This is a genomic window from Vibrio sp. 2134-1, assembly GCF_033339495.1.
This window is the reverse complement of record NZ_JAWOUS010000017.1, coordinates 1-13,793: the sequence shown is the minus strand read 5'-3', so window position 1 is coordinate 13,793 and position 13,793 is coordinate 1. Positions and strand designations below refer to the sequence as shown.

General features: G+C 44.8%; 10 protein-coding genes. 8 read left to right on the top strand and 2 right to left on the bottom strand.

Going from position 1 to position 13,793, the window contains the following annotated elements; all coding sequences use genetic code 11:
• Positions 1–29 precede the first annotated feature (29 nt).
• The 3 genes from aceE (at position 30) to lpdA (ending at position 6,306) form a co-directional block, all read left to right on the top strand.
• Positions 30–2,693 carry a pyruvate dehydrogenase (acetyl-transferring), homodimeric type gene (aceE, locus tag R7R78_RS17630; protein ID WP_005386612.1) on the top strand — a complete coding sequence of 888 codons (2,664 nt, stop codon included), beginning with the start codon at positions 30–32 and terminating at the stop codon, positions 2,691–2,693.
• A gap of 19 nt (positions 2,694–2,712) precedes the next feature.
• Complete coding sequence (gene aceF / locus R7R78_RS17625; RefSeq protein WP_225474066.1) at positions 2,713–4,611, top strand: pyruvate dehydrogenase complex dihydrolipoyllysine-residue acetyltransferase; 1,899 nt, start codon at positions 2,713–2,715, stop codon at positions 4,609–4,611.
• A 267-nt stretch (positions 4,612–4,878) separates the two neighbouring features.
• On the top strand, positions 4,879–6,306 hold the full coding sequence (gene lpdA / locus R7R78_RS17620; protein WP_005379993.1) for a dihydrolipoyl dehydrogenase: 1,428 nt from the start codon (positions 4,879–4,881) through the stop codon (positions 6,304–6,306).
• A gap of 145 nt (positions 6,307–6,451) precedes the next feature.
• On the opposite strand, the gene opaR is transcribed toward lpdA, so the two are convergent.
• Positions 6,452–7,066, bottom strand: coding sequence for a transcriptional regulator OpaR (gene opaR, locus R7R78_RS17615; RefSeq protein ID WP_005379994.1), 615 nt, complete (start codon positions 7,064–7,066; stop codon positions 6,452–6,454).
• Between the two features lie 319 nt (positions 7,067–7,385).
• On the opposite strand from opaR, the gene hpt reads away from it, so the two are divergent.
• The gene (gene hpt / locus R7R78_RS17610; protein WP_005379995.1) at positions 7,386–7,916 is read left to right on the top strand and encodes a hypoxanthine phosphoribosyltransferase; all 531 of its coding nucleotides are present in this window, start codon (positions 7,386–7,388) and stop codon (positions 7,914–7,916) included.
• Positions 7,917–7,991: 75 nt separating this feature from the next.
• Here the strand turns inward: hpt and can are convergent, their stop codons facing one another.
• Entirely contained in the window at positions 7,992–8,660 is a 669-nt protein-coding gene (can, locus tag R7R78_RS17605) for a carbonate dehydratase (protein WP_005379996.1), read from the bottom strand.
• A 281-nt stretch (positions 8,661–8,941) separates the two neighbouring features.
• Between can and R7R78_RS17600 the strand changes: the two genes are divergently transcribed.
• The 4 genes from R7R78_RS17600 to R7R78_RS17585 all read left to right on the top strand — a co-directional run bounded on the left by R7R78_RS17600 (position 8,942) and on the right by R7R78_RS17585 (position 13,608).
• Positions 8,942–10,612, top strand: coding sequence for a SulP family inorganic anion transporter (locus R7R78_RS17600; RefSeq protein WP_225474065.1), 1,671 nt, complete (start codon positions 8,942–8,944; stop codon positions 10,610–10,612).
• A gap of 250 nt (positions 10,613–10,862) precedes the next feature.
• Complete coding sequence (locus R7R78_RS17595) at positions 10,863–11,780, top strand: ABC transporter ATP-binding protein (protein WP_005380000.1); 918 nt, start codon at positions 10,863–10,865, stop codon at positions 11,778–11,780.
• Complete coding sequence (locus R7R78_RS17590; RefSeq protein WP_225474064.1) at positions 11,781–12,551, top strand: ABC transporter permease; 771 nt, start codon at positions 11,781–11,783, stop codon at positions 12,549–12,551.
• A gap of 127 nt (positions 12,552–12,678) precedes the next feature.
• Complete coding sequence (locus tag R7R78_RS17585; protein ID WP_213894046.1) at positions 12,679–13,608, top strand: Kdo(2)-lipid IV(A) acyltransferase; 930 nt, start codon at positions 12,679–12,681, stop codon at positions 13,606–13,608.
• Positions 13,609–13,793 lie beyond the last annotated feature (185 nt).

The following is a 13,793-nucleotide window of genomic DNA, read 5'->3' as shown; positions in this document are numbered from 1 at the left end:
AGATCCAACCAACAGAAGGATAGATCGCCATGTCTGATATGAAGCATGACGTAGATGCACTGGAAACTCAAGAATGGCTACAAGCGCTTGAGTCAGTTGTACGTGAAGAAGGTCTAGAGCGTGCTCAATTCCTATTAGAGCAAGTTCTAGATAAAGCACGTCTAGACGGTGTTGATATGCCAACAGGTATCACAACTAACTACATCAACACGATTCCTGCAGACCAAGAACCAGCATACCCAGGTGACACAACACTTGAGCGTCGTATTCGCTCAATTATTCGTTGGAACGCTATCATGATCGTTCTACGTGCATCTAAGAAAGACCTAGAGCTAGGCGGCCACATGGCGTCTTTCCAGTCTTCTGCTGCGTTCTACGAGACATGTTTCAACCACTTCTTCCGTGCACCAAACGAGAAGGATGGTGGCGACCTAGTTTACTACCAAGGTCACATTTCACCAGGTATCTACTCACGTGCATTCGTTGAAGGTCGTCTAACTGAAGAGCAGCTAGACAACTTCCGTCAAGAAGTAGACGGCAAAGGTATTCCTTCATACCCGCACCCTAAACTGATGCCTGAATTCTGGCAGTTCCCGACAGTATCGATGGGCCTAGGTCCAATCGCTTCTATCTACCAAGCTCGTTTCCTTAAGTACCTAGAAGGCCGTGGTCTTAAAGATACTTCAGAGCAGCGCGTTTACGCGTTCCTAGGTGACGGTGAGATGGATGAGCCAGAATCACGTGGTGCTATCTCTTTTGCTGCGCGTGAGAAACTAGATAACCTATGCTTCCTAATCAACTGTAACCTACAGCGTCTAGATGGCCCTGTAATGGGTAACGGTAAGATCATTCAAGAACTTGAAGGTCTGTTCAAAGGTGCTGGTTGGAACGTAGTGAAAGTAATCTGGGGTAACAACTGGGATTCACTACTAGCTAAAGATACGACTGGTAAGCTTCTACAGCTTATGAATGAAACGATCGACGGCGACTACCAAACATTCAAATCAAAAGATGGCGCGTACGTACGTGAGCACTTCTTTGGTAAGTACCCAGAGACAGCTGCACTTGTTGCTGACATGACTGATGACGAAATCTTCGCACTTAAGCGTGGTGGTCACGAGTCTTCTAAGCTATACGCGGCATACAAAAACGCGGCAGAAACTAAAGGTCGTCCAACAGTAATCCTAGCTAAGACTGTTAAAGGTTACGGCATGGGTGAAGCGGCTGAAGGTAAGAACATCGCGCACCAAGTTAAGAAGATGGACATGACTCACGTACTACACCTACGTGATCGTCTAGGTCTTCAAGACATCCTAACTGACGAAGCAGTGAAAGAACTTCCGTACCTGAAACTTGAAGAAGGTTCAAAAGAGTACGAATACCTACACGCTCGTCGTAAAGCGCTACACGGCTACACGCCACAGCGTCTACCAAAATTCACTCAAGAATTCATCGTTCCTGAGCTAGAAGAATTCAAGCCACTACTAGAAGAACAGAAGCGTGATATATCTTCTACTATGGCATTCGTACGTGCACTAAACGTTCTACTTAAGAACAAGAACATTGGTAAGAACATCGTTCCTATCATTGCTGACGAAGCACGTACATTCGGTATGGAAGGTCTGTTCCGTCAAATCGGTATCTACAACCCGCACGGCCAAACATACACACCAGAAGACCGTGGCGTTGTTTCTTACTACAAAGAAGCGACTTCAGGTCAGGTTCTACAAGAAGGTATCAACGAGCTAGGTGCTATGTCTTCATGGGTTGCTGCTGCGACTTCATACTCGACAAACGACCTACCAATGATTCCGTTCTACATCTACTACTCAATGTTCGGCTTCCAACGTGTTGGCGACATGGCGTGGATGGCTGGTGACCAACAAGCACGTGGTTTCCTACTAGGTGCAACTGCGGGTCGTACAACGTTGAACGGTGAAGGTCTACAGCACGAAGACGGCCACTCGCACATTTTGGCGGGTACGGTTCCTAACTGTATTTCTTACGACCCAACGTTCGCGTACGAAGTAGCTGTAATCATGCAAGACGGTATCCGTCGCATGTACGGTCCAGAACAAGAAAACGTGTTCTACTACCTAACGCTAATGAACGAAAACTACGCAATGCCAGCAATGCCAGAAGGCGCTGAAGAAGGCATCCGTAAAGGTATCTACAAGCTAGAAACTTACACGGGCGACAAAGCGAAAGTTCAGCTAATGAGTTCTGGTACTATCATGAATGAAGTACGTAAAGCAGCTCAAATCCTAAGCGAAGATTACGGTGTTGCTTCTGATGTTTACTCTGTAACGTCATTCAACGAACTAACTCGCGATGGCCAAGATGCAGAGCGTTTCAACATGCTTCACCCAGAAGCGGAAGCGAAAGTACCCTACATCCAAACAGTAATGGGTACTGAACCTGCTATCGCAGCAACTGACTACATGAAGAACTACGCAGAGCAGGTTCGTGCATACATTCCTGCTGAGTCTTTCAAAGTTCTTGGTACTGATGGCTTCGGTCGTTCAGACAGCCGTGAAAACCTACGTCGTCACTTCGAAGTGAACGCAGGTTACGTAGTAGTAGCAGCGCTAACTGAACTAGCGAAACGTGGCGAAGTTGAGAAATCTGTAGTTGCAGAAGCAATTAAGAAATTCGACATCGACACAGAGAAAACAAACCCGCTATACGCTTAATTAAGAAGGTAGATAAGAAATGGCAATCGAAATTAATGTACCAGACATCGGTGCGGATGAGGTTGAAGTTACTGAGATTCTTGTAAGCGTTGGCGACAAGGTTGAAGAAGAGCAGTCTCTGATCACAGTTGAAGGCGATAAAGCTTCTATGGAAGTTCCTGCTTCTCAAGCGGGTATCGTTAAAGAAATCAAAGTTGCAGAAGGCGACAAGGTTTCTACTGGTTCTCTAATCATGATTTTCGAAGCCGAGGGTGCAGCTGACGCTGCACCTGCTCCTGCGGCAGAAGCAGCTCCAGCAGCAGCTCCAGCTCCAGCAGCAGCGGCAGAACTAAAAGAAGTTCACGTACCAGACATCGGTGGTGATGAAGTAGAAGTTACTGAAATCATGGTTGCCGTTGGCGACAGCATCGAAGAAGAGCAATCTCTTCTAACTGTTGAAGGCGACAAAGCTTCTATGGAAGTTCCAGCGCCATTCGCAGGTACTCTAAAAGAGATCAAAGTTGCAGCAGGCGATAAAGTATCGACTGGCTCACTTATCATGGTATTCGAAACAGCAGGTTCAGGCGCTCCAGCAGCACCAGCGGCAGCTGAAGCTCCTGCGGCAGCAGCTCCAGCAGCGTCTGCGGCAAAAGAAGTGAACGTTCCAGATATCGGCGGCGACGAAGTTGAAGTTACTGAGATCATGGTTGCGGTTGGCGACACAGTGGAAGAAGAGCAATCTCTAATCACTGTTGAAGGTGACAAAGCTTCTATGGAAGTTCCTGCACCATTCGCTGGCACAGTTAAAGAAATCAAGATTGCAGCTGGCGACAAAGTGTCTACTGGCTCACTAATCATGGTATTCGAAGTGGCGGGTGCAGCACCTGCTCCTGCAACAGCTCCAGCTCCAGCTCAAGCGGCAGCACCTGCAGCTCCGGCTCCTAAAGCAGAAGCTCCGGCGGCAGCAGCTCCAGCAGCGACTGGCGATTTCAAAGAAAACGATGAGTACGCTCACGCGTCTCCAGTTGTTCGTCGTCTAGCGCGTGAATTTGGCGTTAATCTTTCTAAGGTTAAAGGTTCTGGTCGTAAGAGCCGTATCCTAAAAGAAGACGTTCAAGCTTACGTGAAAGATGCACTTAAGCGTCTTGAGTCTGGCGCAGGTGCAGCAGCATCTGGCAAAGGCGACGGCGCGGCTCTTGGTCTACTACCATGGCCAAAAGTGGACTTCAGCAAGTTTGGTGAGACAGAAGTTCAACCGCTATCTCGCATTAAGAAGATCTCTGGCGCAAACCTACACCGTAACTGGGTAATGATCCCGCACGTTACACAGTGGGATAACGCAGACATCACGGCTCTTGAAGCATTCCGTAAAGAGCAAAACGCGATTGAAGCGAAGAAAGACACTGGCATGAAGATCACACCACTTGTGTTCATCATGAAAGCGGTAGCTAAAGCGCTTGAAGCGTTCCCAGCGTTCAACTCTTCTCTATCAGAAGACGGTGAGAGCCTAATTCTGAAGAAATACGTGAATGTTGGTATCGCGGTAGATACACCAAACGGTCTAGTTGTTCCTGTATTTAAAGACGTGAACAAGAAAGGCATCTACGAGCTATCTGAAGAGCTAATGGCGGTTTCTAAGAAAGCACGTGCTGGTAAGCTAACTGCGGCTGACATGCAAGGTGGCTGTTTCACTATCTCTAGCCTAGGCGGTATCGGCGGTACAGCGTTTACTCCAATCGTAAACGCACCAGAAGTTGGTATCCTAGGTGTGTCTAAGTCAGAAATGAAACCGGTATGGAACGGTAAAGAGTTCGAACCGCGTCTACAACTTCCACTGTCTCTATCATACGACCACCGTGTGATCGATGGTGCTGAAGGTGCGCGCTTCATCACTTACCTAAACTCATGTCTATCTGACATTCGTCGTCTAGTTCTGTAATAGAAATTAGATGAATGAGAGGCGGCAACTTAGCCGCCTCTGCTAATCATAATTACCGACAATTTGGTTATCAGCCTTGCTTCGTTCAGGGTTTTCACAATCGAATTGTTGTCTAGCTCACAGGCTAAATTGATTTACTTTTCACACCATTAACATCTCTGTAAACTGTTAGCGGTCTGAAAATAACTGTTTAAAACAAATCTCTCTTAAACATAAAAAATCGATACCCACTCAGCCTGTTAGGGATAATGACTACAAGAGGTCAAAATGAGCAAAGAAATTAAAGCCCAAGTTGTTGTACTTGGTTCTGGTCCTGCTGGTTACTCCGCTGCATTCCGTTGTGCGGACTTAGGTCTTGAAACTGTACTAGTTGAACGTTACAGCACGCTTGGCGGTGTATGTCTGAACGTGGGGTGTATCCCATCTAAAGCACTGCTTCACGTTTCTAAAGTAATTGAAGAAGCGAAAGCGATGGCTGACCACGGCGTTGTGTTCGGTGAGCCTCAAACAGACATCAGCAAAATCCGCATCTGGAAAGAAAAAGTTGTTAACCAACTAACTGGCGGCCTAAGCGGTATGGCTAAGATGCGTAACGTAACAGTAGTTAACGGTTACGGTAAGTTCACTGGCCCTAACTCTATCCTTGTAGAAGGCGAAGGTGAGCCAACAGTTGTTAACTTTGACAACGCAATCGTTGCGGCTGGTTCTCGTCCAATCAAACTGCCATTTATCCCGCATGAAGACCCACGTATTTGGGACTCTACTGACGCTCTTGAACTAAAAGAAGTGCCAGAAAAACTGCTTATCATGGGCGGTGGTATCATCGGTCTAGAAATGGGTACGGTTTACCACTCTCTAGGTTCTAAAGTTGAAGTTGTTGAAATGTTTGACCAGGTAATTCCTGCAGCAGACAAAGATATCGTGAAAGTATTTACTAAGCGTATCAAAGACAAGTTCAAGCTAATGCTAGAAACGAAAGTAACAGCAGTTGAAGCAAAAGAAGACGGTATCTACGTTTCAATGGAAGGCAAGAAAGCGCCAGCTGAAGCTGAGCGTTACGATGCGGTTCTAGTTGCTATCGGTCGTGTACCAAATGGTAAGCTAATCGACGGTGAAAAAGCGGGTCTAGAAATTGACGAGCGCGGCTTCATCAACGTTGATAAGCAAATGCGTACTAACGTTCCTCACATCTTCGCGATCGGTGATATCGTTGGTCAACCAATGCTTGCTCACAAAGGTGTGCATGAAGGTCACGTAGCTGCTGAAGTTATCTCTGGTAAGAAGCACTACTTCGACCCTAAAGTTATCCCTTCAATTGCGTACACTGAGCCAGAAGTGGCTTGGGTTGGTAAGACTGAAAAAGAAGCGAAAGAAGAAGGCATCAAGTACGAAGTAGCAACATTCCCATGGGCAGCATCAGGTCGTGCAATCGCATCTGACTGTGCAGACGGTATGACTAAGCTAATCTTCGACAAAGAAACTCACCGCGTAATCGGTGGTGCTATCGTTGGTACTAACGGTGGTGAACTACTTGGTGAAATCGGCCTTGCAATTGAGATGGGCTGTGATGCAGAAGATATCGCTCTGACTATCCACGCTCACCCAACTCTACACGAGTCTGTAGGTCTGGCTGCTGAAGTATTTGAAGGTTCAATCACTGACCTGCCAAACAAAAAAGCAGTTAAGAAGAAGTAAGCTTTTTCTGACTGAATGATAGAAGCCGCTGCATTGCAGCGGTTTTTTTATGCTTGTTATATAGAAATATAAATGTGTGCTTAGCTGACAGCAGACAATAAAAAGCCCACCAAACGGTGGGCTGACATATATTACGAGCTAAGCTTTAGTGTTCACGGTTGTAAATGCAAAGCATATCTAAGTATGAATTCACTAGATGTTTCAGCTCCGCTTCACCTTTAGCGCGGTTCGCTTGGACAAACAGTGAGTAACAAATACCGTGGAACAGGTTTGCCAAGTGTTCTGAATCGTGCTGGTCACACACTTCGCCACGTTCAATTGCTTTAATGAACATGTTTTGTACCAGCAACTGGTTAGTACGGTTAGTTGAAACAAACAATGGCCATACTTCGTCACGTGTTGAAGCACTCCACTCGAACCATACTTTTAGCCAGTGACAATCTTGGCTGACAAGCTCGATCATCGCATTAGTAATATTGGCGATGTTTTCACGTGCATGTAAGTCTAGGTCTATGTTATCCGATAGGAAGTTTGAGAACTGACGTACGACGTGATTGAGAACTTCATCCACCAAGTCTTCGCGTGTAGGGAAGTAGTTAAAAACAGTCGCTACAGAAACTTGAGCAATTTCTGCGATATCTGCGTGACCACCACGACCGATGCCGCGGCGCGCAAATACTTCCAATGCGATTTCCATTAACTGTTGCTTACGCTTAATTGGAGAAAGCCTAGTTCTAGGTCTCTTTGCAATTGAGTCCATATCCATTTTCCTTGCCATTTGAGTTGATATTGGGGGTAACCCCCTAATTGATTATTTTAATAGTTGCTTAAAGCAGTGATGAGTGTAATGGTGCATATGCACAAGGTCAACATCTGTAGAACAATTTATATACAGTAATGTCATTATTATTGATAAATTTAGCTATGAACTTTATAAAACTAAGACCTTCTTCCAAGATTTTTTGGCAACAGGATGTGACTTTCAACCCAATGAACGTGGTGATACACTACACGCCGTAAGATTAGGTGATCGTTTGCGTGCGACTTACCTCAACCCACAAATTTAGATTGAGCACAGTATGAAACATACAATAGAAGTCATGATTTCTGAGCAAGAAGTTCAGGAGCGAGTTCGTGAATTAGGCAAACAAATTACAGAGCGTTATCAAGGTAGTGAAGATCTTGTGTTGGTAGGCTTATTGCGTGGCTCATTTGTATTTATGGCAGACTTGGCACGTGCTATCGAACTGACTCACCAAGTTGATTTTATGACTGCGTCAAGCTACGGCAATACGATGGAAAGCTCACGTGACGTTCGTATCTTGAAAGATTTGGATGATGACATCAAAGGTAAAGACATTCTGCTTGTTGAAGACATCATTGACACTGGTAACACACTAAATAAAATCCGTGAGATTCTTTCGCTACGTGAGCCGAAGTCTATCGCTATTTGTACGCTCCTAGATAAGCCATCTCGTCGTGAAGTGAATGTTCCTGTGGATTGGATTGGTTTCGAAATTCCAGATGAATTTGTCGTTGGGGTGGGTATTGATTACGCGCAGAAATACCGCCACTTACCATACATCGGTAAAGTTGTACCTCAAGAATAATCATTGAGTTCAGCATTAAAAATAAAAAAACGCCCAATCAAGATGGGCGTTTTTTGTTCAACTTTTAGATATGACTTAGCGACAAAGCAGCTTGTTGTCTGTATTTAGAATCGTCGAAAGAGCTTTCTGGTAAGACGCTTCTACGGTTTCCTTAGAGTTAGAACGAATGCCTAAGTACTCTAAGCGACCATCTTCAATTCCGTATACCACACCATGAATTTCAACATCTTGCCCACGCTCCCAAGCGTTTTGCAGGATTGTTGAGTTACCCAAGTTGTACACTTGTTCTGCAACATTAAGCTCGCCTAGTTTATCCGCTCGATCTTGTTGCGGCATTTGATCTAGGTAAGTGCGGTGTTTGAAATAGATATCTCTGATATGTAACAGCCAATTATTAATAAGACCTAGCTTAGGGTTATCAATGGCTGCGTTTACGCCACCACATCCATAGTGTCCACAGACAATGATGTGTTTCACCTTAAGCACGTCTACGGCGTACTGGACGACCGATAGACAGTTGAGATCAGTATGGATAACTTGGTTTGCAACATTCCGATGAACAAAGAGTTCACCTGAGTATAGTCCGGTTAGTCGCTCGGCAGGAACGCGGCTATCAGAGCAGCCAATCCAAAGAAAATCAGGCTTTTGACCCTCTGCGAGTTTTGCGAAGTATTCAGGTCGATCAGATTTGATCTCTTGAGACCATTTCGAATTGTTTTCAAATAACTGTTTTATTTCCGGCATTTTGCAAACTACTTCCCTTAAAAGACAAAATCGCTGCCGCTGTTTGTGTGCACATGCAAGCGATCAGTGTTGTAACTATACACAATGTTACAATTTCGATCTCGTTAAATATTCGTCAGATAGGACTCATCTGACTAGTTTTCATTAAGAAAAAAGTAAAATCTGGTGAAACTATTTGTGGTGTGAATTTAGCCTTAATCTATTTATGGTTTAAATTTTCGCCTAGCTCGTTAAAGTAGTGATATTTTACTTTTTAAAATTGAATGCAGGGAAAATCAGCAGTGTTCGGTAGTCGTTTTGAAGATATCAATTTCAAAGGGGATGTATTTGGCGGGGTAACCACGGCGATTATCTCTCTCCCTCTGGCGTTAGCGTTTGGTGTTGCATCCGGAGCCGGTGCTGAGGCCGGCCTTTGGGGGGCAATAATGGTCGGTTTGTTTGCCTCGTTATTTGGTGGTTCTAATACGTTAATATCAGAACCGACAGGGCCAATGACGGTAATCATGACCGCAGTATTAACCAGTATGATGGCGAAATACCCAGAAACGGGCATGGCTATGACTTTCACGGTTGTCATGATGGCTGGCGCATTCCAAATCCTATTGGGGACGTTAAAACTGGGTAAATATGTTACCTTGATGCCTTACAGCGTTATTTCCGGGTTTATGTCTGGCATTGGTGTGATTCTTATCATTCTGCAGTTATCGCCTTTGATGGGGCATGCTGCGCCTTCAGGGGGAGTACTCGGAACGTTATCTGCTTTGCCGGAGGCTATTTCTAACCTTAAATTCAGTGAGTTGTTTTTGGGACTACTGACTTTGGGGATTCTTTTTTTCTTCCCTAAGCAATATCGTAAATACGTTCCTGCACAGCTCGTGGCATTGGTCGCGGTAACGTTATTGTCTGTGATTCTCTTTGATACAGAAGATATTCGTCGTATCGGTGAAATTCCTGCTGGGTTACCTTCTCTCGTCGCCCCTTATATTGACACAGATATGTTTGTCGAGATGGTCATTGATGCATTAGTGCTCGGCACGTTAGGTTGTATTGATACTTTGTTAACGGCGGTTATCGGTGACTCATTAACTCGTAAAGAACACGACTCAGATAAAGAGCTGCGAGGTCAAGGGTTAGCTAACATGATCTCTGGCTTGTTTGGTGCGCTGCCGGGGGCGGGAGCTACCATGGGGACGGTAACGAATATCCAAGTTGGGGCTCGTTCGCCATTATCTGGTGTGATTCGCGCACTAATGTTGGCGTTGGTTGTACTGGTTGCTGGTGGGCTAACAGAGCCAATCCCGATGGCTGTGTTAGCAGGCATTGCGGTGTATGTTGGCTTTAACATCCTAGACTGGAGCTTTATTCAAAGGGCACATAAGGTAAGCTTTTCCGGAATGGCGGTGATGTATGGCGTTATGCTGCTTACAGTATTCGTTGATCTTATCGTTGCGGTGGGTTTAGGCGTCTTTATCTCGAACATTATCATCATCGAGCGTTTGAGCCGAGAGCAGGCACGACAAGTAAAAGCGATCAGCGACGCGGATGAAGATGATGTGCCGTTGACTGACAGCGAGCGTGGTTTGTTGGATCGTGCTAATGGTAAAGTGCTGTTCTTTTATCTTTCCGGTCCGATGATCTTTAGTGTTTCTAAAGCCATTTCACGTCAGCACTCTAGTATTTCGGACTATGACGTGATGATTCTCGATCTTACGGATGTACCAATGATTGATGTAACCGTCGGTTTGGCGTTAGAGAATGCGATTAAGGATGCTCTCGATGCCAATTGTGCCGTGTATTTATTATGCCCGAATGAGCGAACACGAGAACAGCTAGAGAAATTCCATGTGATTGACCTTGTGCCTGATGAAAATATGTACCAATTCCGTTACGAAGCATTGAATGCGGCGGTGGCACATGTTGAGGCAGACCAGTATCAGCGCATAACGGCGTAATCATTCTGACAGTTAAAAACGCAACAGTGTCCTGTTGCGTTTTTTTATGCTCTATTTTGTCTTACTCAGAGATAACCTTTACGAGGTAAGGGTTATATTTCCAATATTATCGAAAGGTTTATTTGTAATCATCGTTATTCAACGATAAACTGATGGACCTCCAATACGATACCCAAGGCGATTTTGTAGTAAACCGCTGCTAAATATGAGTCGGTATTAGTAATCACAAACAAACGGCAATCAAGACCTTATGTACGCATTAGAAATTGAACAACTGCGCAAGACGTATGCAGGTGGCTTTGAGGCGTTAAAAGGTATAAGTCTCCAAGTGAAAAAGGGTGACTTCTACGCGCTTCTGGGTCCCAATGGTGCAGGAAAATCGACCACGATTGGCATCATTTCCTCCTTAGTGAATAAAACCTCCGGAACGACGAAAGTTTTCGGTTATGACATTGATACCGACCTCGAATTGGCCAAGCAGAATTTAGGCTTGGTGCCACAGGAGTTCAACTTCAACCAGTTTGAAACCGTTGAGCAAATTGTGATGCAGCAAGCTGGCTATTACGGTGTGTCTAAAGTATTAGCCAAAGAAAGAGCAGAAAAATACCTGAAAAAATTGGATTTATGGGAAAAACGCCAAGAGCGTGCTCGTAACCTATCCGGTGGGATGAAGCGTCGTTTAATGATCGCAAGAGCTTTGATGCACGAGCCGCAATTACTCATTTTAGATGAACCAACGGCTGGAGTGGATATTGAACTACGCCGCTCAATGTGGGGGTTTCTGAAAGAGATCAACCAAGAGCAAGGAATTACGATTATTTTAACGACACACTACCTAGAAGAAGCGGAGATGCTGTGTCGAAATATCGGCATTATTAATCGTGGTGAGCTGATTGAAAATACCACCATGAAGGCGTTACTAGGTAAGCTAAGCGTCGAGACATTTATCTTGGATATTGAGTCAGAAGTCGAGGTGCCTGAGCTTGAAGGTGTTAATCGACAAAGTATTGTTGATGGCTCTTTAGAGATAGAACTAGATAAAAGCCAAGGATTGAATTCGGTATTCAGTCAGTTAACAGAGCATGGCATTAAAGTTCTCTCAATGCGTAACAAAGCCAACCGACTTGAAGAGTTGTTTGTCAGCATTGTAAGAGAGGGGAGTAATTAAATGTACGGTTTATATTGGACGGCATTTCGCAGCTTGCTGAGCAAAGAAGTCACTCGTTTTACACGTATTTGGGTGCAAACCTTAGTGCCGCCAGCCATTACGATGACGTTGTACTTCATCATTTTCGGCAATCTTATTGGCTCTCGAATTGGTGAGATGAGCGGCTTTAGTTACATGGAGTACATTGTTCCAGGTTTGATAATGATGTCGGTGATCACTAACTCATACTCGAACGTGGCGTCGTCATTCTTTAGTGCAAAGCTACAGAAGAACATTGAAGAACTGCTGGTGGCACCGGTACCAAACTATGTGATTATTGCTGGCTACGTGATGGGCGGCGTGACTCGAGGTTTGTTGGTCGGTGCAATTGTTACTTGTGTGTCACTTTTGTTCGTTGATTTGCAAGTGGAGCACTGGGGCATTATTGTCGCGACTGTCTTCATGACGTCGGTGGTATTTGCTCTCGGTGGCTTGATCAATGCGGTTTACGCAAAAACGTTTGACGATATTTCGATCATCCCTACGTTTGTATTGACTCCTTTAACTTACTTGGGAGGAGTTTTTTATTCGATTAGTCTGCTGCCTGAATTTTGGCAAGGCGTTTCTAAGATCAACCCAATCGTCTACATGGTGAATGCGTTCCGTTACGGCTTTTTAGGTGTCTCGGATGTGGGCATTGTCACTTCATTTAGTGTACTTGCAGTGTTTGTTGTTGCACTGTATGCCGTTGCGCATTATTTAGTAACCAAAGGGATTGGGCTAAGAAGCTAAGCCATTCTCATAAAGCAAAGAGCGGCGATTCACGCTGCTCTTTCGCGTGCATAACAATACATACCCATACAATTTTTCGGTTTTTATCATGGTAGGTTTCACTCATTTGTAATAAATGAGTGATCCTATGAATATTGTCCCGCCGCCGCCTTTCTCCTATCAGTTACTTAAGCCCAAATATTGGTCTGTATGGCTGGCATTTGGGTCTTTAGCGATTCTTGTTAATGTACTTCCATACGTAGTATTGCGAATCTTAGGTAGAAGCATCGGCTGTATTGCGATGCATGTAATGAAGCGCCGACACAAGATCGCTCTGCGTAATCTCCAGCTGTGTTTCCCTGATTTTACGGATTGGCAATGTAAGGACGTAGTACGAAAAAACTTTCAATATACTGGAATGGCGATCATCGAAACCGGTATCGCTTGGTTTTGGCCAGATTGGCGGATACGTCGGATAACCTCTATTGTTGGAAAAGATCGTTTACTCGCTGAGGAAAAGAATGGACGTGGTGTGTTGGTGGTGTGCAGTCACCATTTAAACTTGGAGATAACCGCTCGTATTTTTAGCCAGTTTGCCCAAGGTTATGGCGTTTATCGCCCAAATTCGAATCCAGCTTATGAGTTTATTCAACATCGAGGTCGAACTCGTTTTGGACATCAAATGATTGATCGAAAAGACGTGAAATCAATGCTCAAAGTTCTGAAGAATGGTCATCGACTTTGGTATTTGCCCGACCATGATTATGGCGTTAGCCATTCTGTTTTTGCGCCGTTTTTTGCTGTTGAACAAGCGGCGAGTACCGTCGGGTCTAGTGTTCTCATTGATGCAACAAAGTGCGCGGTTATATCTGGCGTTACAGTGAGTAAAAATCACCATTACACGCTGTACATTGGAAAAGACATTAGCGAGCGTTTCGAGAGACGTAATGCGATTAAAGCGGCAAGCATCTTGAACCAAGAGCTTGAGAAAATGATAAAACGTGATATTCCAGCGTGGATGTGGCTGCACAAGCGGTTTAAAACTCGCCCTGAAGGGTTGGATTGCGTCTATACGTAGAGTATAAAAAAGGTCGACTAAGAGTCGACCTTTTTACTTTTATGATGTGCCGTCCTAAATAAGGTTGACACTTTCCACCCCCAAAATTGGAGAGTGTTATGAAATCAGCAACTAAAAGAACTCAGCGCGATTACTCCCTCGCTTTTAAACTCACTGTAGTTGATGAGGTTGAAAAAGGAAGCCTC

Coding starts and splice junctions, on each gene's coding strand:
- aceE (WP_005386612.1), top strand. CDS start 30: ATGTCTGATATGAAGCATGACGTAGATGCACTGGAAACTCAAGAATGG.
- aceF (WP_225474066.1), top strand. CDS start 2,713: ATGGCAATCGAAATTAATGTACCAGACATCGGTGCGGATGAGGTTGAA.
- lpdA (WP_005379993.1), top strand. CDS start 4,879: ATGAGCAAAGAAATTAAAGCCCAAGTTGTTGTACTTGGTTCTGGTCCT.
- opaR (WP_005379994.1), bottom strand. CDS start 7,066: ATGGACTCAATTGCAAAGAGACCTAGAACTAGGCTTTCTCCAATTAAG.
- hpt (WP_005379995.1), top strand. CDS start 7,386: ATGAAACATACAATAGAAGTCATGATTTCTGAGCAAGAAGTTCAGGAG.
- can (WP_005379996.1), bottom strand. CDS start 8,660: ATGCCGGAAATAAAACAGTTATTTGAAAACAATTCGAAATGGTCTCAA.
- R7R78_RS17595 (WP_005380000.1), top strand. CDS start 10,863: ATGTACGCATTAGAAATTGAACAACTGCGCAAGACGTATGCAGGTGGC.
- R7R78_RS17590 (WP_225474064.1), top strand. CDS start 11,781: ATGTACGGTTTATATTGGACGGCATTTCGCAGCTTGCTGAGCAAAGAA.
- R7R78_RS17585 (WP_213894046.1), top strand. CDS start 12,679: ATGAATATTGTCCCGCCGCCGCCTTTCTCCTATCAGTTACTTAAGCCC.